This is a genomic window from Streptomyces lydicus (assembly GCF_001729485.1).
GTDB classification, from domain to species: Bacteria; Actinomycetota; Actinomycetes; order Streptomycetales; family Streptomycetaceae; genus Streptomyces; species Streptomyces lydicus_D.
This window is the reverse complement of record NZ_CP017157.1, coordinates 379,427-402,615: the sequence shown is the minus strand read 5'-3', so window position 1 is coordinate 402,615 and position 23,189 is coordinate 379,427. Positions and strand designations below refer to the sequence as shown.

Here is a 23,189-nt window from a genome sequence, read left to right as displayed (position 1 = left end):
GGAAGAGCATGTGCCTGACAGCACCCGGGCAGTGGTCGCCATGTTCAACGGCCGAGCAGATAACGAACGCACCCTGACGGCACCGTTGCCGGCGCCCCGGTTCGTGGCCTGGTGGGTGTGGAGCGGTATCGGATGCGCCGGACTGATCGCCGCGCTCTACGCGGCGGGAGCCGGCCGTACGGCCTGGGCGGGCAAGGGGGTCGTCGGGTTCCTGGGCCGGGTCTTCGGCGGCCTCGGCGCGGTCTTCACGCCGGGGTCCCACCACGGCGCCTCCATCGGCGCACGGCTCGCCTTCTTCCTGGTGCTGCTGCTGCTCCTGTATCTGCTGTGGCGGGCGACGCGCGCCTGGCTGGCGTACAAGCCCGGCGCGGTGGACGTGCAGCAGCTGGAGGACGCCACGCCCGAGGGCACCCCGAAACCGAGCGACATCGACCTCACCGCCAGGCTCCGCCGCCGGCTGTCCGACAGCAGCATGTATCCGCCGGCCACGCTTCCGGCGCAGGCCCCCGCCGAGTCCTTTCTGGAACTGCTCGGCGATATCGAGATCGACCCCGACAAGCTGGGGACGGCACTGCCGAAACTGCTCAGCCGGCTGCGCCCGAAACTGGCCTACCGGGTCAGCGGCATTCTCCAGTTCCGCGAAAGCCCGTTGCCGGATCAGTACGGCGCGACGGTCACCGTCACCGCTTTCCTCTTCGGCGGCTCGCGCACGACCACCGTATGGGGCAGCGACTGGGACGACGTCATCCGGAAAGCCGGCAGCTGGACCGTCAGCACGCTGTTGCCCGTCACCCGCGCCGGGCGGCTGCCGCCGTGGCGCCGGTGGTGGGGTCGGGAGATCAAGCCGGAGCTGTACGAGGCATATCAGTCGGCGAACGAACTGAGCCGCGCCGGGCGTTACCACGAGGCGCTGGAGCAGTACTTCCGGGCCGTACGCCTCGACCCGACGAATGCCGCACTGCGGGCCGAGCTGGCGGAGACCCAGGAAAAGATGGGCCTGCACATCGACGCCCTCGACACCTGCCAGCGGGCGCTGACCCTCGACGGCCAAAGTGCCCGCCGCTACCGGAAACGACTGTGGCAGAACCGCTGGATTCCGCACTGGCGGCGGCTGCGCTACTTCCGGCACCCGTGCCTGCACCGCGAGATGCTCGGCCTCCGGTACCGAAATTCAATCATTCTCGGCACCTCCGAAACCACCGCGGAACAATGGTGCGCGCACACCGGAACCAATGGCGCCCTCACGCGCGAACACCTGACACCGATCCTTGTGGAACGGTATTGGCCCGCCGCCGCCGGCCTGCACGGCACAGGTGCCCGCCTGCCGCGCAAAGCGAGGAAAAAGGCAGGCCAGGATTGGCTCAGGGACACCCTGCAGAGCGACAACGAAGCCGCGGTGCGCCTGGTGATGCAACGCGCCGCCCTCCAGGAAACGGCACGCCTCTCCGCCGACGACGCCTGGGCCCGCGTGTGGCTCTACTGGCCCTCCTGGCTGTGGAGTTGGGCCCGGGTCTGCTGGCCGGCCGCCTACCACCAGAGCACACGCGGAACGCAGCCCTCCGTCACCCGCGGCGCATTCCAGATCAACCGCAGGGTGTGGGCCCCGCTGCGCCTGGCCTGGGCGAGCACCGATTACGGCAGCGTGCCGGACCCGCAGAAGTGGCGGCGGAAATACGCCTGGCGGCGCCCCGGCAGATGGCTCGGCTGGAAACGGGTGGACGTCCCGGCCCTCCGCAGGCGCCTCCGTATCGCGCCGTGGATCGGCTCGCGGCACGACTGGCACACCCACTACAACTCCGCGTGTGTCTACGCCGTGGCGATGCACGCCGATCGCCACGACCGGCCCCGGCAACGGAAACTCGCCCGCTATGCCGTCGCCCACCTCGACCAGGCCGTACAGGCGACGTGCGGGCGCGCCGCCGCCGTCGAACGGTCGTGGATGGTCGACGAGGACCCCGACCTCGCGCTGCTCCGCAGAAAGGGCACCCGCCCGAATGCCCTCTTCAACAACTTCGTGCGGACGGTGTACCCGAGCGCGGAAGCCTTCGAGCAGAGCCCGCCCAGCAGCCGGTCCGACAAGCAGTTGCGGGAGTACGACTACCGGCTGCTCGAAGAAATCGCCAAGGTGATGCAGCAGGTCTGGAACCTGCGGAGCGAGAGCGCCGACGTCGATATCCAGCACGCGACGGAATGGCTGCGCACCGAGCGCAAGCTCTGGAATTCCCTGCACGGGATCTCCGCGGACGAGTCCAACCGCAGATGGCAGGACAGGGTGACGCTCATCCGCTACATCCAGGCCAACTTCCAGCCGATGTCGTCCTCTTCACCGGATTTCCCGCCCCCGCTGGTGCCGGACGAGACGGCGTCCCCGAACGGCCTCCCGGCCCCCGGGGAGATCGAGAAGACACTTGCGGCACTGCACCACGACATGGAAAAGGCCCGTGCCTACGCGATGAGCAACGCGGGTCAGCGACTCCTCAGGGAACGCGCCGCGGACGGTGTGACACGGCTGGAGACGAAGACGGTCCGCCGGCTGTCCACCGGATACGCGGCGGCCTGGCAGACCCTCGACGACTGGCTGGAGGGCGAGACCGGACACACCGCTTTCCGCCACGCCCTGCGTGACGTCCCCCGCCTGACGCGGCGCCGGGTCACCGCCCTCCGCGACGGGAAAAGGCTGCGGATCTGACGGCCGTGATGAACGTCCTCCAGGCCCCGGCCGGAATGAACAGAGCCGGTCCCTGCGGGTCCTTGGAGTCCCGTACGGGGACGAGGCCGGGGAAGTCGTCCGAGATCTCGACACATTCTCCGCCGGTGCCGTTGCTGTAGCTGCTCTTGCGCCAGCGGGCAGAATTCAGGGCAAGCCTGTTGCTGCGCTTCATCTCGGTAACCCCTTGCTACGTCCTCGACGATGACCAGGGAGGGTGGGCGGCCGTCGTTTCCGGTCCCGGCCTACGCGGCGGGAAAGGTTGCGGATCTGACGGCCGTGATGAACGTCCTCCAGGCCCCGGCCGGAATGAACAGAGCAGGCCCCTGCGGGTCCTTGGAGTCCCGGACGGGGACCAGGCCGGGCATGCCGTCGGCGATCTCGATGCATTCGCCGCCGTTCGTGCTGTAGCTGCTCTTGCGCCAGAGTGCGGAACTCAAGTCAAGCTTTCTGCTTGCCATTTCGGTACTCCTCTGCCGCTGCCTCGACCATTGCCAGGGACGCCTCCGGCGGCAGTGCGGCGGCCCTGAGCAGATCGTACGACCGCTCGTACCGCTTCACGAGCGCCGGGTAGTCGATGAGTTGGCCGCTGTGGAGGCCCTCCGTGTACACGACGGTGGGAGCGTCCGGGAAGGTCATGACTCGCGTCACGCCCATCGCGAAAGGGTGAGCGACGGTGGTTGCCGGAAGGATCTGCAGAATCGACGACGTCGCCCTGATCACGGCGGCGATGTGATCCATCAGATCCGCCATCTGCTCCGGCGGGAGGACGCGGCGCCGAATCACGGTCTCGTCGAGGATCGCCCAGAAATGCGGGGGCTTCTCCTTGTCGAACAGCTTGGCTCGTTTCAGCCTCGCGGCCACCATCTGCTCGATCTCGTCGCCGGAGGCCCACGGCATGGTCGACCGCGTGATCGCCAGCGAGTACGCCGCCGTGTGCAGCAGCCCCGGCAGCACCAGCGGCGCCCAGTCCTCGATCGCTTCCGCGTACTGCTCCATCTCCGCGGCATCCGCGAAGTACTCCGAAAGACCGGACTGCCGCGCCTTCCTCGCATCTTCACAACGGCGCTGGAAAAACCCGTCCGTCTTCAGCTTCTCGTCGACATGCCGGGCCAGATCTTCCGGCATCCGGCGCTCACCGCGCTCGATCTGGCTGAGGAACGAGATCCCTCGGTAACTGCCCTCCGCGAGCTGTTCGAGCGTGAGGCCCGCGGCTTCCCGCTGATAGCGCAGCTCGGCTCCGTAGAAGGCCGGAACGCTCGCCGACGCGTCAGGATCTTTACGAGGAGGCACAACGCACCACCACTCTCTGCAAGTTGCCCTGCGCAACCCGATTGCCTTCCACGCTACGTCCCGTGACGCCACGCTGTGAGCAGTTCGTCACCATGCGCACAGGAAGGCGTACGCCGCATGCCCAGCCCTCTTCACGACGACGTGCACGACTGCACCGAGGTCCTCCGTGCCGCACTGCAGGCCAACGGCATCACGTTGCCGTCGCTCGGGGTCGATCTCCCGGGGTTGGCGAGTCCCGGGCTGCCGCCGCTGGTCGCGCTCGGTAACTGCAATGCGGCGACCGCCCGCAAACTGGCGGAAGCGCTCCGTAAGGCCGCGGCGCGATGAAGCCGCTGGTGCTGGAGCTGCTCGCCGTGCCCAAGGAGGTGGCGGGGCTGCGGCGTGCCGTCGGCGCGTATGTGGGCGGCGGGCCGGGGGCCGAGGTCCAGCTCTGCGTCAGCGAGCTGGTCGGCAATGTGATCCGGCACGTCGGGGAGGGCACCCCGGTCGTCGTGCGGGTCAGCGGCGCGGCGGGTGGGCGGTTCCGGGTCGAGGTCACCGATCCCGAGCCGCGGGTGCTGCCCGTACCGGTGCGGGCGGCGGGCGGGGACGAGTGCGGGCGGGGCATGGCGCTGCTGGCCGCCGTCTCGGTGCGGTGGGGCGTACGGCTGGGTGCCGGCCGTAAGACGGTCTGGTGCGACGTCGTCGCGACGTAGCACCACCGCACGTCAGGCCCCGCGCCACCTCCCCCACAGAGGTGACACGGGGTTCCAGTCTGACGCGCCGGGGGCCTGGGCTCCAGAGGGGTTGTCATGTCCTTTCGTAAAGGGCGGCTATGTCTTTGGCGAAATCGCGGGCGACGGCGGACCGGCGCAGCTTGAGGGAGGGGGTCAGGTGCCCGGTGCGCTCGGTGAAGTCCACCGGGAGGACGGCGAAGCGGCGGATGGACTCGGCCCGGGAGACGAGGGCGTTGGCGTCGTCGACGGCGCGTTGCAGGTCGGCGAGCAGGCGCTCGTCGTGGACGAGTTCCTCCAGGGGCAGGTGCTGTTTCTTGTGCATCTGGCGCCAGTGGGCCAGGCCGTCCGGTTCGAGGGTGAGCAGTGCCGTGATGTACGGGCGGTTGTCGCCGATGACCATGCACTGGCCGACCAGGGGGTGGGAGCGGAGGCGGTCCTCCAGGGGCGCGGGGGCGACGTTCTTGCCGCCCGTCGTCACGATGATCTCCTTCTTGCGGCCGGTGATGGTGAGGTAGCCGTCGGTGTCGAGGGCGCCCAGGTCGCCGGTGGGGAGCCAGCCGTGGGGGTCGGTGGCGGGGCGGGCGGCGCCGAGGTCCGCGTCCCAGTAGCCGGCGAAGACGTGGCCGCCGCGGAGCAGGATCTCGCCGTCGTCGGCGATGCGTACGGCGGTGCCGGGCAGCGGCCAGCCGACGGTGCCGATGCGGGGGCGCCGGGGCGGGGTGACGGTGGCGGCGGCGGTGGTTTCCGTCAGGCCGTAGCCCTCGAAGATCTCGATGCCGGCGCCGGTGTAGAAGGCGGCGAGGCGGTGGCCGAGGGGGGAGCCGCCGCAGAGGGCGTAGCGGACCTTGCCGCCGAGCGCGGCCCGGATGCGGCGGTAGACGAGGGGGTCGTAGAGCTTGCGGGCGGCCTTGAGGGCGACGCCGGGGCCGGGGCCGGCGCCGTGTTCCTTCGCCTCGACGGCTTCACCGTAGGAGCGGGCGATGCGGGCCGCGCGGTCGAAGGAGGCGGCGCGGCCCATCTTCTCGGCGGTGGCGCGGCCGGTGTTGTAGACCTTTTCGAGGACGTAGGGGATGGCCAGCAGGAACGTCGGGCGGAAGCCGGCGAGGTCGGCGAGCAGGTCGTCCGTCCGGATGCTGGGGGCGTGGCCGAGGCGGACCCGGGCGCGCAGGCAGCCGACGGCGACCATCCGGCCGAAGACGTGGGAGAGGGGCAGGAAGAGGAGGGTGGCGGCGGGCTCCTGGCTGACCGCCCGGAAGACCGGGTGGAGGAGTTCGACGGCGTTGTCGACCTCGGCGAAGAAGTTGGCGTGGGTGAGGGCGCAACCCTTGGGGCGGCCGGTGGCGCCCGAGGTGTAGATGAGGGTGGCGAGGGCGTGCGGGGCACGTGCGGCGCGACGCTCGTCCACCGCCTCGTCGGGGAGGTCGCGGCCCGCGGAGACGAGCTGGGAGACCGCACCGGTGTTGAACTGCCACAGGTGGTCGAGGGCGGGCAGGTCGCCGCGGATGCCGCTGATCAGACGGGCCTCGTCGACGTCCTCGACGACGCAGGCGCGGGCGGCCGAGTCGTGCAGGATCCACCGCGCCTGGTGGGCGGAGGAGGTGGGGTACAGCGGGACGGTGACCAGACCGGCGGCCCAGGCGGCGAAGTCGATGAGGGTCCACTCGTAGGTGGTACGGGCCATGATCGCGAGCCGGTCGCCGGGGCGCAGGCCGTGCGCGATCAGGCCCTTGGCGACGGCGCGGACCTCGGCGGCGAACGCGGCGGCGGTGATGTCGCGCCAGGCGCCGCTGGGCTGTTTGCGGGCCAGCACGATCGCGGTGGGGGCCTCGGCGGCGTTGTGGAAGGGGAGGTCACCGAGGGAGCCGTGGCGGGCGGGCGGCACGAGCGGGGGGACGTGCACCTCCCGGACCCGGCCGTCAACCAGGGTTTTCTGCGGCTCCACGGGGGCGGGGGCGACGGCGGGCAGCGGGGCGGACGGTGCGGCGGGTGTGGGAGCGGGTGCACTTTCCTGATGGGACACGAGCGGTTCCTCGTTTCTCCTGTGGAGTGCGAGCTGCTCCTGCGGAGTGCGGCCTTCCCTCCCCGCCGGAGCGCGGACTGCCTGCCGGGAACGCGGAGTTCACCCCCGAACCTCCTGACCCGGCAGTAACCTTACTGCGAAGTAAATTTACGTGAGGTGCCACAGGGAAGGGAACTCCCTTGCCGGTGAAGGACGTTGAATCCGCCCGCACCGCCCGCACCGTCCGCACCGCCCGCCGGCCCGCTACCGGTCAGCCGTCCGCCCGCTCGGCTTCCCGCCGGACGGACACGCGCTGACGACGCGGCACCCGGCACCGGGCCGGCCGGGCGGAGCACCCGGGCCGGCCCGGCGGACGGCGCGGGCCGGGGCGAGGACCGCCCTCGTCAGCCGCGGCCGCCCTCGCCGCCGGCGCCCCCCGGCGTCCAGCGTTCGCCGCCCATCAGATGGCCCAGGCCGGTCCAGGCGAAGTTCATCATCGTGGCCGCGGCGTCCTTCGCCGTCGGATGCTCCTGGTCACCCGAAGGTCCCTCATCCGTACGGGTGTTGGCCCACTCGGCGAGCGACTCGGCCGCGCCGACCAGGGCGTGCGCGAGGCCCGCCACCTCCCGTTCGGCCAGCTCGCCGACGCAGCCCGCCTCCTTCGCGGCCATGCCGATCAGCTCCGTGACGAAGGCGACGATCTCCGCCCGCATGTCGGCGACCTCGACCGCGAAGGGCTCGCCGTGCGTGCGGGCCTGCTGGTGCAGCACGGCCCAGCCCGCCGGGTGCTCCGCGGTGTGCGCGAAGAAGCCCCGCAGGCCGCTCCACAGTTGGCGGTCGGCCGCCTCCCCCGGCTGGACGGCCGCCGTCACGGCCGCGACCAGCGCCGCCCGCTCCCGCCGGATCACGGCGCTGAACAGTTCTTCCTTCGAGTTCAGGTAGAGATAGACCAGCGGCTTGGACACCCCCGCGACCTCGGCGATCTCGTCCATCGAGGCCGCCCGATAGCCGCGTCGCGCGAAGGTCAGCACCGCGGCGTCGAGCATCTGCTGCTCCCGGACCGCGCGTGGCACCCGCTTGCTCTTCACAGCTCCCACCCTGAATACCCCTCCATACCCGCCCCTTTACTGCAAAGTAAGTTTACGATCTTCGCCCCCCTGACCCCTCCTTCCTTGACAGCCACCCGACGCAACGAGACGATACGTCTCGTCACGTTGTCATAGCTTCCGGAGGTCAGACCGTGCAGCAGTTCATCGACGCCGCCCCCGGCATCCGCCTGTGGACCGAGCAGCGCGGCGCCCCCGGGGCGCCCCCGCTGCTGCTGATCATGGGGGCCCAGGCCACCGGCGTCGGCTGGCCCGACGCGCTGGTCGACGCGCTGGCCGCGCACCACCGGGTCATCCGCTACGACCACCGCGACACCGGCCGCTCCACCTGGCCGTTCGAGGAGCATCCGTACCGGATCGCGGACCTCGCCGAGGACGTGATCGCGGTCCTGGACGGGCTGGGCATCGAGCGGGCGCACATCGTCGGCATGTCATTGGGCGGCATGCTGGCCCAGATGGTCCTCGCGGACCACCCCGACCGCGTACTCAGCGCCACTCTCATCGGCACCAGCGCCCTCAGCACCACCCCCTACACCCGCCCCGACGGCAGCACCGTCCCGGTCGACGAACTGCCCGGTATCGCGCCCGAGGTCCTGGAGCTGTGGGCGCGCCCGGTCGAGGATCACGGCCCGGCCGCGGAGCTGCGCCGCCGGATCGAACACTGGCGGGTACTCGCCGGTGACCAACTCCCCTTCGACGCCGCGTTCTTCCACGCCCTCGAAGAGCGGGTCATCGAGCACACCGGGCACCACCGGACGGGTACCGCGCACGGTCGGGCCGAGCACGACGGCATGCTGCGCACCGAGCAGCTCGCGCGGAACCAGGTGCCGACGCTGGTCGTCGCCGCGCCCGCCGAGCCGGTGTTCCCGCCGCCGCACCCCCAGCACCTCGCGCAGTGCGTGAACGGCGCCCACGTGGTCGAGATCCCGGGCATGGGACATGCGCTGCCCCCGGCCGTCCTCGGTCCACTGGCCGACGCGATCCTCACGCACACCGGGGCAACGGGGCCCGCAGGAGCCACGGGAGCCACGGACGTCACGGGGGCGGACACCACGACGGCCTGACGGTGCACCAGCGGCACCCACGAGTGCCACGGGACGGCCGCGGCCCGGCTCCTCGGGCTCTCCTTGGCCTCCTCCCCCCACTCGCGCCCCTGTTAGCCGGGCATCAGCGGAGCGGCAGACTCGCGCCAACGGCTCCGAGCAGGGTGGGTGACGTACCGAGGAGACAACGACGACGCCGGGCTCGACGCCAACGACATGTTCGTCACGCTCACGCTGGACGGCCGGGTCCATTCCTGGATGGGCGGCGGACACCAGGGCCCGGGCACCTTCACGCTCGCGGGCGGCTGGACGGCCGAGGTCACGAAGATCGGCGAGCTGCGGTACCGCGCGCAGATCATCGGCGCCACCGGTCCGTCGGCATCGCTCAGGCGGTGAGTTCGGTCAGCAGGTCGCGGACGTGTCGTTCGATCTCGTCGCGGATGGGCCGGACGGCGTCGACTCCGCGGCCGGCGGGGTCGTCCAGCTGCCAGTCCAGGTACCTCTTGCCGGGGAAGACGGGGCAGGCGTCCCCGCAGCCCATGGTGATCACCACGTCGGACGCCTGCACGGCCTCGGCGGTCAGCAGCTTCGGGGTCCGGGCCGACAGGTCGATGCCCTTCTCGGCCATCGCCTCCACCACGGCCGGGTTGACGGTGCCGGCGGGGGCGGAGCCGGCGGAGCGGACCTCGACCCGGTCGCCGCCGAGGTGGGCGAGGAAGGCGGCGGCCATCTGGGAGCGTCCGGCGTTGTGGACGCACACGAACAGCACCGACGGCTTGCGGGGCTCAGTCACGGGCGGTCTCCTGGAGGTTGGCCGGCGCGGCGGCCAGGGCGTGGGGGCCGGGGAAGAACCGGCGGGCGGCCAGGGCGACATGGACCAGGCCGATCAGCACCGGCACCTCGATGAGCGGCCCGACCACCCCGGCCAGGGCCTGGCCGGATGTCGCGCCGTACGTCGCGACGGCGACGGCGATGGCGAGTTCGAAGTTGTTGCCGGCCGCGGTGAACGCCAGCGTCGTGGCCCGCGGGTGGTTCAGGCCGACGGCCTTGCCCAGGGCCATGGAGCCGGCCCACATGACGGCGAAGTAGACCAGCAGCGGCAGCGCGATCCGCGCGACGTCCAGGGGGCGGGAAGTGATCGCGTTCCCCTGGAGGGCGAAGAGCACGACGATGGTGAACAGCAGTCCCCACAGGGCGAACGGGCCGATGCGGGGGATCAGCTTCGTCTCGTACCAGGCGCGGCCCTTGGCCTTCTCGCCCAGGCGGCGGGTGAGGAACCCGGCCGCCAGGGGGATGCCGAGGAAGATCAGCACGCTGCGGGCGATCTCCCCCACCGACACGTTCAGCCCGGCCCGTTCCAGGCCCAGCCAGCCGGGCAGGACGGAGAGGTAGAACCAGCCCAGCAGGCCGAAGGCCAGGACCTGGAAGACGGAGTTCAGGGCGACCAGGACGGCGGCTGCTTCGCGGTCGCCGCAGGCCAGGTCGTTCCAGATGACGACCATGGCGATGCATCGGGCCAGCCCGACGATGATCAGCCCGGTCCGGTACTCCGGCAGGTCGGGCAGGAAGATCCACGCCAGCGCGAACATCACGGCGGGCCCGACGAGCCAATTGAGCACCAGGGACGGGATCAGCAGGCGGCGGTCCTGGGTGACGGAATCCAGGCGGTCGTAGCGGACCTTGGCCAGCACCGGATACATCATCACCAGCAGGCCCAGCGCGATCGGCAGCGAGACGCCGGTGACCGTCACCTTCGCCAGCGCGTCCCCCAGGCCCGGCACCGCGCGGCCCAGGCCGAGGCCGGCGGCCATCGCCAGCAGGATCCACACGGCCAGGAAGCGGTCCAGGAACGACAGGCGGGCCGCGACCGGCCCCACCGTCCCGGGGCTCCGCACGGTCATGAGGGAGCCCCCGCGGGCTCCTGGCCGATCTGCGGAAGGGGCTGTCCGGCAGGGCGGGCCAGGATGCCGGCCAGCCGATCGGTCATCTGCGGCAGCAGCCGGTAGTACACCCACGTCCCGCGGCGTTCCGAATCGATCAGCCCCGCCTGCTTCAAGAGCTTGAGGTGGTGGGAGATCGTCGGCTGCGACACGTCGAAGGCCGGCGTCAGATCACATACGCACACCTCACCGCCGGCCCGGGAAGCGATCATCGACAGCAGCCGCAGCCGCACCGGGTCCCCGAGCGCTTTGAAGACCTTCGCCAGTTCGGCGGCCTGGTCCTCGTCCAGCGGCGCGGTCAGCAGCCCCGGACAGCACTCCTGGTCCTGCCCCAGCACCTCAAGCTCCTGATTCGACATGCACCTATATTGACGAACTTCAATACAAGACGCAAGCTTGAATCGACACACATCAATGCAACGTGACGGGAGGCCACCGTGCCCCGCCTCCAACTCGCTCTCAACGTCCCCGACCTCGACGCCGCGGTGGAGTTCTACTCCAAGCTCTTCGGCGCCCGGCCGGCCAAGCGCCGCCCCGGTTACGCGAACTTCGCCCTCACCGAACCGCCGCTGAAGCTCGTCCTGATCGAAGGCGACGCCGGCCAGGAAACCCGCCTGGACCACCTCGGCGTCGAGGTCGCCACCACCGAGCAGGTCACCGTCGCCACCGACCGCCTCAAGGCAGCCGGGCTGGCGACCTTCGAGGAGAACGACACCTCCTGCTGCTACGCCCTCCAGGACAAGGTCTGGGTCCACGGCCCCGGCAAGGAACCCTGGGAGATCTACGTCGTCAAGGGCGACGCGGACCGAATGGGCAAGTCCCCCGCCCAGGAAGGTGACGCCTGCTGCGTCGACAGCCGGCCCCGCAGTCTGATCCGCAGCCGAACGAACGCCTCCGGCAGCACACACCAATGCGCCCCGGCCCTGCAGAGCAGGCCGGGGCGCATCCGTGAGATCAGGTCAGGCAGCAGCGGTCGCCGGGACGGGTCAGGGCTGGGCATTACTGAAGACGACCCGCCGCCTTCAGGACAAGGGGGCGGGCCTGAAGTCCAGCAACCTGGCTGGCGGGCCGCGTCAACCTGCGTTGATCGTGGCCGTGCTGGCGCGCAATCCCCCGGATACCAAGGCCCGCAGGTGCCATCAGGGTGTGAGCACGGCAGTTGTACGCATCCGTGCTCACACCCTTCCAAGCGGCAAACACACGTGAGGTGACCGGATGGCCCCCTTCAACCTATGCCTCGTATTGGCCTACTGGGCATGTCCAACTGACGCCGCCAGTTGGATCCTTCCAGACCACTGCATTGCCGATGATCTCTGGTGTTGCCGGCCGCTGCGTTCCCGGCACCAAGGGGAGGCCCACGGCATAGAGTTCCACGAAGGCGGTAGGCAACCGGTCGGCGAGTTCGTAAAGCACCTCTTGGTCACTCCGCGAAGCGTCCACGCTGAAGCCGCACCCCATGCCTGTGTCATCTTCAACGAGAAGATCGAGATGACTCTCGATGTCTCCTGGAAGGTAGGAGACGGTGGAGCCGTATTTTTTGCCATCGGGATCGAGATCGTGCAGCACCTGGGCCACCAGTGTGGACATCCGTGTCATCTCATGCCCTCCCATGCTTGAACCTCGGGTGCGAGATGCAGCATATCAGCAATTAGCGTCGACTCTGGCGTTAAATCGGGTGGACGATGAACTTGAATTCCGTCCTGATGTGTCGCGTACCCCGCCGCGCGATCGGGAATTGCTCGTCGATCACCAGCTTGTACGGCTTGTTCGCCTGCACCTTGGTGGACGAGTGAACCAGGTAATTTGCGGCGATCGAAGGGTGCGTATCCTTGTACCCCGTGGCCCTTCCATTCAAGTAGAGCCTTGCCGATTCTGACATCATCCCCCTGGCCGCTGCTGCCGTACCCGGGTGCAGCCGGAAGCTCCAGGCAAACGTTTCGCTCTCCCCGAAGTGGATCTGGCCTGTGAAATGACCGTACTGACTGTTTGCGGCGATGGCGGGATCCCTCAAAGAGAAGAAGGTCGTGTCACTCCAGCCACTATCCCTTACGCCCTGACTCTCCCCGCCCTTGATCGTTTCACTTTCGCTGCGCGAGGAGACTGACACCTCGTAAGACTTCACCGGAGAACGTTCATCTCGAGCTGACGCCATCGCTGGCGCGACTGTCGCGACCATTGACGCCAATGCCACTGCAGCGACAATTGAGGATTTACCGACACACTTCATTGATTCATATCCCCCTTCGACACCCTGGGTCAGAGGGTGTCGCGAAATGGATCACTTATGGCCGAATGGGCCTCTTCTTGGATATCGCCGCACGGCGCGATTCCCTGTTTCTTTCTTGGCTCAGGAGAATCTGCAACTATGCTGCGGATTCTCGCGAAACCGGATGCCACTTTGACGCAGCAGGGAGTGGAGGATCAGAGGCGGGCGAGCGTTGATTCGTGTGGTTTCACCCGGCGACCGGTGTGCAGAGTTTGAGGCTCTGAGGGCCGCAGACAGTTTCTTTTCGCCATAGCACGCAACTGCCACTCCTTGTGCTCTTCACCGGTCCCCCCGTCTCCGCGATGCACCGCGATATCGAAATTTATATCGAACCGGAGAACGCACGGTCCACGCATTTAAGTGCTGACGGCTCAAAGTGCTCCACCTGGCCAAAACGCCACCGATGGCAGCTTGTTGACGCGGGGAGGTGTTCCGTCCTACGAGCCCCGCCACATAGAACACGGCCTAAGGGCCCGTCCGGTCATTCGTGTAACCGCCCTCTGGACGGATCGCTGGTAGGAGCATGGGGATCTGACGGAGCAGCACGGCCCATGGAAGAGGTGTAGGAGCGTCACCGGCTCCCGCTCCCGGACAGCCCAATGGGAGCGGCTACCGCATCGGGGGGGCGTAACGGCCCTCGCTTGATCGGATAGGTATCCGGCGACAACGGCGTACACGCGAGCGCCGTAGTCGTCCGGAGGTACCCATCTCGGGAGCACTCGCGGCTCAGCAGCGTCCACGGTCGCCCCCGCCGGCTCGAAGCTCCTCCCGCGTGATCTCTCGCGTGCGGGCAATGTCTTCGGCGACTCCCGCAGCGATTAGCAAACCGGCCGGTGACGCCTGCTGCGTCGACAGCCGGCCCGCAGTCTGATCCGCAGCCGAACGAACGCCTCCGGCAGCACACACCAATGCGCCCCGGCCCTGCAGAGCAGGCCGGGGCGCATCCGTGAGATCAGGTCAGGCAGCAGCGGTCGCCGGGACCTTCTCCTCGGCGACCTCGACGGTCGCCGCGTCCAAGCTGATGCTCGTGGCGCCGGCGTACGCGTCGCGGTCCAGGATCTTCTCCTTGGCGGAGACCAGGATCGGGATGACCGACTGACCGGCGACGTTGGTGGCCGTCCGCATCATGTCCAGGATCGGGTCGATGGCCATCAGCAGACCGACGCCCTCCAGGGGCAGGCCCAGCGTCGAGAGGGTCAGCGTCAGCATGACGGTCGCGCCGGTCAGGCCCGCGGTGGCGGCGGAGCCGATGACCGAGACGAAGACGATCAGGATGTAGTCGCCGATGCCGAGGTGGACGCCGAAGATCTGGGCGATGAAGATCGCGGCGATCGCCGGGTAGATCGAGGCGCAGCCGTCCATCTTCGTCGTCGAGCCGAACGGCACCGCGAAGGAGGCGTACTCCCGCGGCACGCCGAGGCGCTCGGTGACCTGCTGGGTGACCGGCATGGTGCCGACCGACGAGCGGGACACGAAGGCCAGCTGGATGGCGGGCCAGGCGCCGCGGAAGAACTGCAGCGGGTTGACCTTGGCGACGGTCGAGAGAAGCAGCGGGTAGACGCCGAACAGGACGATCGCGCAGCCGACGTAGATGTCGAGGGTGAACGTCGCGTACTTGCCGATGAGGTTCCAGCCGTACGTCGCGATGGCGTTGCCGATGAGGCCGACGGTGCCGATCGGGGCGAGGCGGATGACCCACCACAGGGCCTTCTGCAGCAGCTCCAGCACCGAGCGGCTGATCTTGAGGACCGGCTCGGCCTTCTCCCCCAGCTGGAGCGCGGCGATACCGGCGACGGCCGCCATGAAGACGATCTGCAGGACGTTGAGCTCGGTGAACGGCGTGACGACGTCGGTGGGGACGATGCCGGTCAGGAAGTCGATCCAGGAACCCGCGTGCTCGGGGAGCTTGCCGTCCTTGGGGGTCAGGCCGGTGCCCGCGCCCGGGTTGGTCAGCAGACCGATCGCCAGGCCGATCGCCACCGCGATCAGCGAGGTGGCCATGAACCACAGCAGGGTGCGGGTGGCGAGCCGGGCGGCGTTGTTGACCTGCCGCAGGTTGGTGATCGACACCAGGATCGCGAAGAACACCAGCGGCGCGACGGCCAGCTTCAGCAGCTGGACGAAGAGATCGCCGATGTGCTGGAGCGTCGAGGTGAGCCAGCCGAGGTCACCGTTCTTGGCGATCCCGCCGAGCAGCACGCCCAGGGCGAGGCCGATCAGGATCTGGGCCCAGAACGGGACCTTGGGTATGCGGGACTTCGGGGTCTGGGGGGCCTGTGAGGACTCAGAGGTCTCGGCAGACGTGGACAACGGACACACTCCGGGGACAGGTGAAACGTCGGAAAACGGCGTGGACGAGCGCCAGGAGGTCCGTACTTCCGTCAGGATCTCCGGCCGCTGGATCAGATCGGTCAGCGGCGACAACAGGCCGCGGACATACAGCGGCAAAGATCGACGTGCAGGCGCGCCACGAGCGGAACGCTCATGGGGGACGGGGGCGCGGCTGCTGTCTTCACGACAAGTACGTTAACACTTGAACTTTGAGGAACCCAAAGAAAATCTTTGGGATCGGCGGGGGCGGACCGGACGAATGCACCCCCAACAACGCGACAGGCGCCCGTTCATGGAGCGGAACTCCATCAACGGGCGCCCGTGGCGCGTACGGCGACTGTGAGGCGTCTTACAGAAACGGCGGAAAAGGGACGCCTGCGGAGAGGGACGGAAGGGGCTGCGCGCGGCGCGGGCGGCACGCCCTACTGCAGGCCGTCCTCCTGGCTGGCGTTGGCCGCGATCCGCTCACGCTGGCGGTCGACCTTGGCGACGATCTGCTCGGACATCGCATCGCGCTGCTTGCGCAGCAGCACGAAGCTGAGCGGCGCGGAGATCACGATGGCCAGCAGCAGCAGCCACACGGTGTTGGACGCGCCCACCGCGAGCGGGATGACGTGGACGTAGGCCAGCCCCCACACCACGGCGAAGCAGGCGACGAAGAGGCCGATGCGAAGGGCGGTGTAGCGGAGCGTGGCGAACTTGGGGCTACTCACGGACGGGACCTTCTTCTCAACGGCAACCGAAAGGCTCGCCCTCCAGTCAAGCACACGGCACAGGTGATCTTCCGGGCCCCCGGCTCCGGGTCACCGGCCGCCGCCACCGGGACACCGTCGCCGGGCCTCCCCCGCCGCTCCTCAGCCCAGCTCCAGCCACAGGGTGATGTCGTCGCGGAAGTCACCGTCGGCGACCTTGATCGCGCCGGGCACCCGGCCGACCTCCTTGTAGCCGCAGGCTTCGTAGAACCGGCGGGCGCCGGTGCCGCCGCGGCAGGTCAGGCGGATGGCCGTGACGCCGTCGAAGGTGCGGGCGGCCTCCGCGACGGCCGCCATCAGCTGCCGGCCGATGCCCTGCCCCTGGAGCGAGGGGTGCACCATGACGGTGTAGACCCAGATCCAGTGCTTCATCAGGCGGTGGGGGCTGGGGGCGAGGTACGCGGTCGCCACCACCCGGCCGGCCTCGTCGCGCCCGACCAGCAGCCGCTCGCGCCCCTCGGCCAGCGCCGTCAGCTTCCTGAGCAGGTCGGGGCGTATGTCCTCGCGCGTCACCGGCGGGACGAAGCCGACCGCGCCGCCCGCGTCGGACACCTCGGTCCACAACTCACACAGACCGTCGTGGAGTTCGGGGGTGACGGCGGGGTCCAGGTCGAAACGCACGTTCATGACCCGGACCCTAACGCCCGCCACTGACAGACCGTTCCGACCTGCTCAGACGCGCATCGGCTGGGGCGACTCGCGGCGGTCCGGGTCCGGGCCCGGGTACTCGCGGATGGCCTCGTAGCGGGTGTTGCGCTCGACGGGGCGGAAGCCGGCGTCGCGGATCAGCTCCAGCAGGTCGTCCCGCGTCAGCTTGTTCGGCGTGCCGTAGTTGTCCGCGTCGTGCGTGATCTTGTACTCGACGACCGAGCCGTCCATGTCGTCCGCGCCGTGCTGGAGGGCGAGCTGTGTGGTCTGCAGACCGTGCATCACCCAGAAGCACTTGACGTGCGGGACGTTGTCGAAGAGGAGACGGGAGACCGCGAAGACCTTGAGCGCCTCGGCACCGGTGGCCATCGTCGTCCGCGCCTGGAGGCGGTTGCGGACCTTGCCGTCCTGCATGTCGACGAAGTCGTGCTGGTAGCGCAGCGGGATGAAGACCTGGAAGCCGCCGGTCTCGTCCTGGAGTTCGCGCAGCCGCAGCACGTGGTCGACGCGGTGGCGGGGCTCCTCGATGTGCCCGTAGAGCATGGTCGAGGGCGTCTTGAGGCCCTTTTCGTGCGCGAGGCGGTGGATCCGCGACCAGTCCTCCCAGTGGGTGGCGTGGTCGACGATGTGCTGCCGGACCTCCCAGTCGAAGATCTCGGCGCCGCCGCCGGTGAGCGACTCCAGGCCGGCGTCGATCAGCTCGTCGAGGATCTCCGAGGCGGACAGGCCCGAGATGGTCTCGAAGTGGTGGATCTCGGTGGCGGTGAACGCCTTCAGCGAGACGTTCGGCAGGGCCTTCTTCAACTCGCGCAGCGAGCGCGGGTAGTAGCGCCACGGCAGGGTCGGGTGCAGACCGTTGACGATGTGCAGCTCGGTGAGGTTCTCGTTCTCCATCGCCTTGGCGAGGCGGACGGCCTCCTCGATGCGCATCGTGTACGCGTCCTTCTCGCCCGGCTTGCGCTGGAAGGAGCAGTAGGCGCACGACGCGGTGCACACGTTCGTCATGTTGAGGTGACGGTTGACGTTGAAGTGGACGACGTCGCCGTTCTTGCGGGTGCGCACCTCGTGCGCGAGGCCGCCCAGCCAGGCCAGGTCGTCGGACTCGTAGAGGGCGATGCCGTCCTCGCGGGTCAGCCGCTCCCCGGCGTGGACCTTCGCCTCCAGCTCCCGCTTGAGGCCCACATCCATCGACGCAGCCATCCGGTCGCCTCCCGTCTCCGCCCTGTCGTCAGGCGTCTCTAGCCGTTTCTTCAGCCGTGTCTCTAGCCGTTTCGATGCGTAAAACGAGCTTTGCCGAGCCTACTCCCCCACCCTGACGGCGGACGGGGCGCCCTGACGGGCGGCCGGCGGGACGCCCGGACGGACGACGGACGGGCCGCCCGCGGAGGCGGACGGGAACCGTGGCGGGCCCGTCCGCCGAGCCGTCTCCGGCCGCTGCCCGGTGGCCTATTCGGCCTCCTCGGGCAGTTCGCCGACGCGGTTCTCCCACTTGGTGGAGAGCACGATCGTGGTGCGCGTACGGGAGACGCCCTTGGTGCCGGAGAGCCGGCGGATGGTGCGCTCCAGCCCGTCCACGTCGCCCACCCTGACCTTGAGCATGTACGAGTCGTCGCCGGCGATGAACCAGCAGTCCTCGATCTCGGCGAGGTCGCGCAGCCGGCGGGCGACGTCCTCGTGGTCGGCGGCGTCCGAGAGGGAAATGCCGACCAGTGCGGTGACACCGAGGCCGAGCGAGGCGGCGTCGACTGTCGCGCGGTAACCGGTGATCACGCCGGCCGCTTCGAGGCGGTTGATCCGGTCCGTGACGCTGGGCCCGGAGAGGCCGACGAGCCGGCCGAGCTCCGCGTACGAGGCCCGGCCGTTCTCGCGAAGTGCCTGGATGAGCTGCCTATCCACCGCGTCCATGCCCTCAAGCCTTCCAATCTTTACGCATTTTCGAGTTCTGCATGTAGAATCTAAGGCATACAGGGCCTAGACCCTGCGAATCTTTCAAACGATCAAAGACGATCTCACAGGAGTTGTCACCGTGTACTCGATCGAGATGGCCTACGCCCGCATGCGCGAGCTGCAGGACCAGGCCAATCGTTCACGTGTCCACAAGCTCGCCGCCGAGCCGCGGGCCCGCCGCCGCTTCGGCCGCGCCGCCGCGAAGAAGCGCTAAGGAGCGTCCGGGGCCTCCTCGTTCCTGGAGCCACCCCGAAGCTCACCCTCCCAGCGCCGGTACAGCCCGTGCGGCACCTCGGCCGCATCGAGCACCCGGCCCGCGACGAAGTCCACCAGATCCTGGAGGTGCGTCGCCCCCGCGTAGAACGCCGGAGAGGCGGGCAGCACCACGGCGCCCGCCTCGTCCAGCGCCACCAGATGCTTCAGCGTCGGCCCGTTCAGCGGCGTCTCACGCACCGCGACCACCAGCCGCCGACGCTCCTTGAGCGTCACGCTCGCCACCCGCTGCAGCAGATCCTTCGACAGCCCGAGCGCCACCCCGGCCACACACGCCGTGCTCGCCGGGACGATCAGCATCCCCTTCACCGGATACGAGCCCGACGACGGCCCGGCCGCCAGATCACCGGCCGCCCAGTAACGCACCTGCGCCAGGTCCGCGTCCGTCACCGGAAACGTCGCGGGCTTCCCGTCCGCCCCGCGCGCCAGCCACTCCCGCAGGTCGGCGCGCCAGTGCGCGTCCCGGAACGCGATCCCGGTCTCGTCCAGCAACGTCAGCCGCGACGCCCGGCTCACGATCAGGTCCACCGCCTCCCCGGCGGCGAGCAGCCCGCGCACCACGGAAGCCGCATACGGCGTCCCGGACGCGCCGGAGATCCCCACGACCCACGGACGGCGCCGTCCGGAGTCCTGCTTGCTGGTGTCGATGTGCGGCGGCTCCACGCATCGAGCCTATCCGGCGGAACCACGGACCCCGTCACGGCCGTTCTTACCTGTGCGCCCTCCCGGGCCCCGCCGGGGGACGACAGGTCCCGACGGGCCCCACCGGGGGATGCCGGGCCCCGCCGAGGGCGCCCGGGGCGAAGGACGGGAAGGACGGCCGGAGATGGCAGGACGCACGACACGACGCGCGGGCCCCGCGCTCTGCCTGATGCTGGGCTGGGTCGCCCTGCTCTGGGTACTGGAGGGCGTCGACGTCGTCACCGGCGGCGCGCTGGACACCTTCGGCATACAGCCGCGGGAGCCCGCCGAACTCGTCGACGTCGTCCCCGCCGCCTTCATGCACTTCGGGTTCGGCCATCTGGCGGCCAACACCCTGCCGCTGCTGGTGCTCGGCTTCGTCGCCGCACTGCGCAGCGGGCTGCGCCGCTTCCTCGCCGTCGTCCTGCTGATCATCCTCACCAGCGGCCTGGGCGTCTGGCTGACCGCGGCCCCGCACAGCAACACCGCCGGCGCCTCCGGCGTCGTCTTCGGCCTCTTCGGCTACCTGCTGGTGCGCGGCTTCATCGAACGCAAGCCCCTCGACATCGCCATCGGCCTCGCCGTCGGCCTGGTCTACGGCTCCATCCTGTGGGGCGCCCTCCCGACCACCAGCGGCATCAGCTGGCAGGCCCACCTCTTCGGCCTGGCGGGCGGAGTCCTGGCCGCCTCCCTCCTCCGGGAACGCCGGCCCCGCTCGATATCCCCGACCCCGACCCCCACCAACCTGCGAGGAACCGATTACGCTCCGTAATCGTTGCCGGAAAAGGAAGGGAGGCGGGGCGAGGCGCGGCAGGAGCGAGGCAGAGGTACGAGCGAGAGCAAGCACGAGCGAGAGCAAGGCGGAGGGCACAGCAAACAGGCGGTCAGCCCGCCAGGGCTCGCCCCCACGACCCCGCACCCTCAGGTCTCGACCCCTCAGGTCTCGACCTCTCAGGGCTCGAACCGTCGACCCGCAGCCACAGGCGCTCGGCCCGTCGCCCCCCCGCCCGCCACGGCCCGCCAGGACCCGGCCCGTCCGCCCCGCTCCCCCTCAACCGCAGGCCGGGCTCAGACCGCCAGTCCCCGCACCAGCAGATCCAGCAGGGCGCAGACGAAGAGCGCGATCCCGATGAAGCCGTTGACCTGGAAGAACGCCCGGTTGAGGCGGGTCAGGTCGTGCGGCTTGACGATCGTGTGCTCGTAGACGAAGGCCGCCGCCACGATCAGCAGGCCCAGCCAGAAGAACGCGCCCGCGCCGGTCGCCAGGGCGTACCAGACGAACAGCGCCGTCGTGACGAGGTGACAGCCGCGCGCACCCCGGATCGCGGCGGGGATGCCGAAGCGGGCCGGGACCGACCGGACGCCGACCTCGCGGTCGGTCTCCACGTCCTGGCAGGCGTAGATCAGGTCGAAGCCGCCGATCCAGATGCCGACCGCGAGGCCGAGGATCACCGCCTCCCAGGACCAGGACGCGGTGATCGCGATCCACGCGCCGATCGGGCCCATCGCCTGGGCGACGCCGAGGATCGCCTGCGGGAAGTTGGTGAACCGCTTGCCGTACGGATAGACCACCATCGGCACCACGGCGACGGGCGCGAGCGCCAGGCACAGCGGGTTGAGCAGGGCCGCCGCGCCGAGGAACACGACGAGGGCGATCAGCGCACCCGTCCAGGCGGACTTCACCGACACCGCGCCGGTGACCAGTTCGCGGTGCGCGGTGCGCGGGTTGCGGGCGTCGATCTCGCGGTCGATGATCCGGTTCGCGGCCATCGCGAAGGTGCGCAGGCCGACCATGCAGACGGTGACGAGGAGCAGCAGGAGCCAGTCGATGCGCCGGTCCCGCTGGTACATCGCGGTCAGCGAGGCGATGTAGGCGAAGGGCAGGGCGAAGACGGAGTGCTCGATCATCACCAGGCGCAGGAACGCCTTGGTGCGTCCGGGCTGCGGGATCGCTGCGGATGCGCTGGTCACGAGAGGCCGTACTCCTTCCAGCGGCGGTCCACGAGGGCCGCCGTGCGCGGGTCGGACTCGACCATGTCCGGCCAGCCCCCGTCCCTCGTGTAGCCCTCCTCGGGCCACTTCTTCGTGGCGTCGATGCCCGCCTTGCCGCCCCAGAACTGCTGGTAGGAGGCGTGGTCGAGGTGGTCGACGGGGCCTTCGACGACGGTCAGGTCGCGGGCGTAGTCGGTGTTGCCGAGCGCGCGCCAGGAGACCTCGTGGAGGTTGTGGACGTCGCAGTCGGCGTCCACCACCACGATCAGCTTGGTCAGCGACATCATGTGCGCGCCCCAGATGGCGTGCATGACCTTCTGGGCGTGCTTGGGATACTTCTTGTCGATCGAGACGATCGCGCAGTTGTGGAAGCCGCCGGACTCCGGCAGGTGGTAGTCCACGATGTCCGGGACGATGATCTTGAGGAGCGGGAGGAAGAACCGCTCCGTCGCGCGCCCCAGCGGGCCGTCCTCGGTCGGCGGGCGGCCGACGACGATCGACTGGAGCAGCGGCCGCTTCCGCATCGTCACGCAGTCGATGGTCAGCGCCGGGAAGGGCTCCTGCGGGGTGTAGAAGCCGGTGTGGTCGCCGAACGGGCCCTCCGGCAGCATCTCGCCGGGCTCCAGCCAGCCCTCGATGACGACCTCGGCGTGCGCCGGGACCTGGAGCGGGACGGTCTTGCAGTCGACCATCTCGATCCGCTTGCCCTGGAGGAAGCCGGCGAAGAGGTACTCGTCGATGTCGCCGGGGAGCGGGGCGGTGGAGGCGTAGGTGACGGCCGGCGGGCAGCCGAAGGCGATGGCGACCGGCAGTCTCTCCCCGCGCTTGGCGGCCACCTGGTAGTGGTTGCGGCTGTCCTTGTGGATCTGCCAGTGCATCCCGATGGTGCGCTTGTCGTGGCGCTGGAGGCGGTACAGGCCGAGGTTGCGTACGCCCGTCTCGGGGTGCTTGGTGTGCGTCAGCCCGAGGTTGAAGAAGGAGCCGCCGTCCTTGGGCCAGGTGAACAGCGCGGGGAGCTGGTCCAGGTCGACGTCGTCGCCCGTGAGCACGACCTCCTGGACGGGTGCGCTCTCGCCCTTGATCTTCTTCGGCGGTACGTGCGTCATGCCGGCGAGCTTGCCGAACGCCTCGCGGATGCCGACGAAGCCGTGGGGCAGCTCGGGCTTGAGCAGCCCGCCGATCTTGCCGCTGATGTCCTCGTACGCCTTCAGGCCCAGGGCCTTGAGCAGCCGGCGGTCGGTCCCGTAGACGTTCATGGCGAGCGGCATCGCCGAGCCCTTGACGTTCTCGAAGAGCAGGGCGGGCCCGCCGGCCTTCTGCACCCGGTCCACGATCTCGCCGACTTCCAGGTACGGGTCGACCTCGGCCTTGATGCGCTTGAGGTCGCCTTCCCGCTCAAGTGCACGCAGGAACGAGCGGAGATCGTCATAAGCCATGCGTTCCAGTATCGGGTACGCACTACCCTGGGCGGGTCACCGGGCCCCGTCGCGAGGCC

24 protein-coding genes and 2 pseudogenes are annotated in these 23,189 nt (G+C 69.4%); 8 read left to right on the top strand and 18 right to left on the bottom strand.

Features of this window, described 5'->3' with window-relative positions:
• Positions 1–10 precede the first annotated feature (10 nt).
• Positions 11–2,689, top strand: coding sequence for a tetratricopeptide repeat protein (locus tag SL103_RS01775; RefSeq protein WP_164492743.1), 2,679 nt, complete (start codon positions 11–13; stop codon positions 2,687–2,689).
• Here the strand turns inward: SL103_RS01775 and SL103_RS35695 are convergent.
• The 3 genes from SL103_RS35695 to SL103_RS01765 form a co-directional block, all read right to left on the bottom strand.
• Complete coding sequence (locus SL103_RS35695; RefSeq protein ID WP_079145517.1) at positions 2,652–2,882, bottom strand: DUF397 domain-containing protein; 231 nt, start codon at positions 2,880–2,882, stop codon at positions 2,652–2,654. The two genes, SL103_RS01775 and SL103_RS35695, sit on opposite strands and share 38 nt — an antisense overlap.
• 70 nt (positions 2,883–2,952) lie before the next feature.
• On the bottom strand, positions 2,953–3,147 hold the full coding sequence (locus tag SL103_RS01770; RefSeq protein ID WP_397742211.1) for a DUF397 domain-containing protein: 195 nt from the start codon (positions 3,145–3,147) through the stop codon (positions 2,953–2,955).
• A gap of 1 nt (position 3,148) precedes the next feature.
• Positions 3,149–4,000, bottom strand: coding sequence for a helix-turn-helix domain-containing protein (locus SL103_RS01765; RefSeq protein WP_069567001.1), 852 nt, complete (start codon positions 3,998–4,000; stop codon positions 3,149–3,151).
• A 117-nt stretch (positions 4,001–4,117) separates the two neighbouring features.
• On the opposite strand from SL103_RS01765, the gene SL103_RS01760 reads away from it, so the two are divergent.
• Together SL103_RS01760 and SL103_RS01755 are read left to right on the top strand one after the other, a co-directional pair.
• Complete coding sequence (locus SL103_RS01760; RefSeq protein ID WP_069567000.1) at positions 4,118–4,327, top strand: hypothetical protein; 210 nt, start codon at positions 4,118–4,120, stop codon at positions 4,325–4,327.
• The gene (locus tag SL103_RS01755) at positions 4,324–4,695 is read left to right on the top strand and encodes an ATP-binding protein (RefSeq protein ID WP_069566999.1); all 372 of its coding nucleotides are present in this window, start codon (positions 4,324–4,326) and stop codon (positions 4,693–4,695) included. Before SL103_RS01760 ends, SL103_RS01755 begins: the two co-directional genes overlap by 4 nt.
• Positions 4,696–4,789: 94 nt before the next feature.
• On the opposite strand, the gene SL103_RS01750 is transcribed toward SL103_RS01755, so the two are convergent.
• Positions 4,790–6,736 (bottom strand): AMP-dependent synthetase/ligase, encoded by a 1,947-nt coding sequence (locus SL103_RS01750; RefSeq protein ID WP_069566998.1) that lies wholly within the window; start codon positions 6,734–6,736, stop codon positions 4,790–4,792.
• Positions 6,737–7,119: 383 nt separating this feature from the next.
• The gene (locus tag SL103_RS01745; protein ID WP_244303818.1) at positions 7,120–7,812 is read right to left on the bottom strand and encodes a TetR/AcrR family transcriptional regulator; all 693 of its coding nucleotides are present in this window, start codon (positions 7,810–7,812) and stop codon (positions 7,120–7,122) included.
• A 143-nt stretch (positions 7,813–7,955) separates the two neighbouring features.
• Here SL103_RS01745 and SL103_RS01740 point away from each other — a divergent pair, with 143 nt between their 5' ends.
• Together SL103_RS01740 and SL103_RS01735 are read left to right on the top strand one after the other, a co-directional pair.
• The gene (locus tag SL103_RS01740) at positions 7,956–8,885 is read left to right on the top strand and encodes an alpha/beta fold hydrolase (protein ID WP_069566996.1); all 930 of its coding nucleotides are present in this window, start codon (positions 7,956–7,958) and stop codon (positions 8,883–8,885) included.
• Positions 8,886–9,053: 168 nt separating this feature from the next.
• Positions 9,054–9,251: pseudogene (locus tag SL103_RS01735) on the top strand (hypothetical protein); the annotation flags it as partial.
• On the opposite strand, the gene SL103_RS01730 reads toward SL103_RS01735, so the two are convergent.
• Genes SL103_RS01730 through SL103_RS01720 form a run of 3 tightly spaced genes read right to left on the bottom strand, consistent with a single transcriptional unit; the run spans position 9,250 to position 11,163 of the window.
• On the bottom strand, positions 9,250–9,657 hold the full coding sequence (locus SL103_RS01730; RefSeq protein WP_069566994.1) for an arsenate reductase ArsC: 408 nt from the start codon (positions 9,655–9,657) through the stop codon (positions 9,250–9,252). The pseudogene SL103_RS01735 and the gene SL103_RS01730 sit on opposite strands and share 2 nt — an antisense overlap.
• Complete coding sequence (arsB, locus tag SL103_RS01725) at positions 9,650–10,765, bottom strand: ACR3 family arsenite efflux transporter (RefSeq protein WP_069566993.1); 1,116 nt, start codon at positions 10,763–10,765, stop codon at positions 9,650–9,652. The genes SL103_RS01730 and arsB overlap by 8 nt, the downstream gene beginning before the upstream one ends.
• Complete coding sequence (locus SL103_RS01720; protein ID WP_069566992.1) at positions 10,762–11,163, bottom strand: ArsR/SmtB family transcription factor; 402 nt, start codon at positions 11,161–11,163, stop codon at positions 10,762–10,764. Before SL103_RS01720 ends, arsB begins: the two co-directional genes overlap by 4 nt.
• A gap of 78 nt (positions 11,164–11,241) precedes the next feature.
• Here SL103_RS01720 and SL103_RS01715 point away from each other — a divergent pair.
• A pseudogene (locus SL103_RS01715) lies at positions 11,242–11,655 on the top strand (ArsI/CadI family heavy metal resistance metalloenzyme); the annotation flags it as partial.
• Positions 11,656–12,034: 379 nt separating this feature from the next.
• Here the strand turns inward: SL103_RS01715 and SL103_RS37600 are convergent.
• The 7 genes from SL103_RS37600 to SL103_RS01685 all read right to left on the bottom strand — a co-directional run bounded on the left by SL103_RS37600 (position 12,035) and on the right by SL103_RS01685 (position 18,706).
• Positions 12,035–12,391, bottom strand: coding sequence for a hypothetical protein (locus SL103_RS37600; RefSeq protein ID WP_164492742.1), 357 nt, complete (start codon positions 12,389–12,391; stop codon positions 12,035–12,037).
• Positions 12,392–12,470: 79 nt separating this feature from the next.
• Positions 12,471–12,926 carry a hypothetical protein gene (locus SL103_RS01710; RefSeq protein WP_069566991.1) on the bottom strand — a complete coding sequence of 152 codons (456 nt, stop codon included), beginning with the start codon at positions 12,924–12,926 and terminating at the stop codon, positions 12,471–12,473.
• A gap of 1,101 nt (positions 12,927–14,027) precedes the next feature.
• The gene (locus tag SL103_RS01705) at positions 14,028–15,380 is read right to left on the bottom strand and encodes a dicarboxylate/amino acid:cation symporter (RefSeq protein ID WP_069566990.1); all 1,353 of its coding nucleotides are present in this window, start codon (positions 15,378–15,380) and stop codon (positions 14,028–14,030) included.
• 443 nt (positions 15,381–15,823) lie between these two features.
• Positions 15,824–16,114 (bottom strand): DUF4229 domain-containing protein, encoded by a 291-nt coding sequence (locus tag SL103_RS01700; protein WP_069566989.1) that lies wholly within the window; start codon positions 16,112–16,114, stop codon positions 15,824–15,826.
• A 141-nt stretch (positions 16,115–16,255) separates the two neighbouring features.
• Entirely contained in the window at positions 16,256–16,780 is a 525-nt protein-coding gene (locus tag SL103_RS01695; RefSeq protein WP_069566988.1) for a GNAT family N-acetyltransferase, read from the bottom strand.
• A 45-nt stretch (positions 16,781–16,825) separates the two neighbouring features.
• On the bottom strand, positions 16,826–17,989 hold the full coding sequence (mqnE, locus tag SL103_RS01690) for an aminofutalosine synthase MqnE (protein ID WP_069573282.1): 1,164 nt from the start codon (positions 17,987–17,989) through the stop codon (positions 16,826–16,828).
• A gap of 258 nt (positions 17,990–18,247) precedes the next feature.
• Complete coding sequence (locus SL103_RS01685; RefSeq protein ID WP_006604791.1) at positions 18,248–18,706, bottom strand: Lrp/AsnC family transcriptional regulator; 459 nt, start codon at positions 18,704–18,706, stop codon at positions 18,248–18,250.
• Positions 18,707–18,827: 121 nt separating this feature from the next.
• On the opposite strand from SL103_RS01685, the gene SL103_RS39135 reads away from it, so the two are divergent.
• Positions 18,828–18,962: a hypothetical protein gene (locus tag SL103_RS39135; RefSeq protein WP_279631127.1), complete on the top strand. Its 135-nt coding sequence runs from the start codon at positions 18,828–18,830 to the stop codon at positions 18,960–18,962.
• Here SL103_RS39135 and SL103_RS01680 read toward each other — a convergent pair.
• On the bottom strand, positions 18,959–19,684 hold the full coding sequence (locus tag SL103_RS01680) for a UbiX family flavin prenyltransferase (protein WP_069566987.1): 726 nt from the start codon (positions 19,682–19,684) through the stop codon (positions 18,959–18,961). The genes SL103_RS39135 and SL103_RS01680 overlap by 4 nt on opposite strands.
• 163 nt (positions 19,685–19,847) lie before the next feature.
• On the opposite strand from SL103_RS01680, the gene SL103_RS01675 reads away from it, so the two are divergent.
• Positions 19,848–20,474: a rhomboid family intramembrane serine protease gene (locus tag SL103_RS01675; RefSeq protein ID WP_069566986.1), complete on the top strand. Its 627-nt coding sequence runs from the start codon at positions 19,848–19,850 to the stop codon at positions 20,472–20,474.
• A 296-nt stretch (positions 20,475–20,770) separates the two neighbouring features.
• Here SL103_RS01675 and mqnP read toward each other — a convergent pair whose 3' ends face one another.
• Positions 20,771–21,673, bottom strand: a complete 903-nt coding sequence (mqnP, locus tag SL103_RS01670) for a menaquinone biosynthesis prenyltransferase MqnP (protein WP_069566985.1) — start codon at positions 21,671–21,673, stop codon at positions 20,771–20,773.
• A complete protein-coding gene (locus SL103_RS01665) occupies positions 21,670–23,130 on the bottom strand; it encodes a menaquinone biosynthesis decarboxylase (RefSeq protein WP_069566984.1) in 1,461 nt (486 codons plus the stop codon). Before SL103_RS01665 ends, mqnP begins: the two co-directional genes overlap by 4 nt.
• Positions 23,131–23,189 lie beyond the last annotated feature (59 nt).

Bases quoted from the DNA above. Each gene is read 5' to 3' on its own strand.
- SL103_RS35695 (WP_079145517.1), bottom strand. From the start codon at position 2,882: ATGAAGCGCAGCAACAGGCTTGCCCTGAATTCTGCCCGCTGGCGCAAG.
- SL103_RS01760 (WP_069567000.1), top strand. From the start codon at position 4,118: ATGCCCAGCCCTCTTCACGACGACGTGCACGACTGCACCGAGGTCCTC.
- SL103_RS01755 (WP_069566999.1), top strand. From the start codon at position 4,324: ATGAAGCCGCTGGTGCTGGAGCTGCTCGCCGTGCCCAAGGAGGTGGCG.
- arsB (WP_069566993.1), bottom strand. From the start codon at position 10,765: ATGACCGTGCGGAGCCCCGGGACGGTGGGGCCGGTCGCGGCCCGCCTG.
- SL103_RS01720 (WP_069566992.1), bottom strand. From the start codon at position 11,163: ATGTCGAATCAGGAGCTTGAGGTGCTGGGGCAGGACCAGGAGTGCTGT.
- SL103_RS37600 (WP_164492742.1), bottom strand. From the start codon at position 12,391: ATGTCCACACTGGTGGCCCAGGTGCTGCACGATCTCGATCCCGATGGC.
- SL103_RS01695 (WP_069566988.1), bottom strand. From the start codon at position 16,780: ATGAACGTGCGTTTCGACCTGGACCCCGCCGTCACCCCCGAACTCCAC.
- mqnE (WP_069573282.1), bottom strand. From the start codon at position 17,989: ATGGATGTGGGCCTCAAGCGGGAGCTGGAGGCGAAGGTCCACGCCGGG.
- SL103_RS01685 (WP_006604791.1), bottom strand. From the start codon at position 18,706: ATGGACGCGGTGGATAGGCAGCTCATCCAGGCACTTCGCGAGAACGGC.
- SL103_RS01675 (WP_069566986.1), top strand. From the start codon at position 19,848: ATGGCAGGACGCACGACACGACGCGCGGGCCCCGCGCTCTGCCTGATG.
- SL103_RS01665 (WP_069566984.1), bottom strand. From the start codon at position 23,130: ATGGCTTATGACGATCTCCGCTCGTTCCTGCGTGCACTTGAGCGGGAA.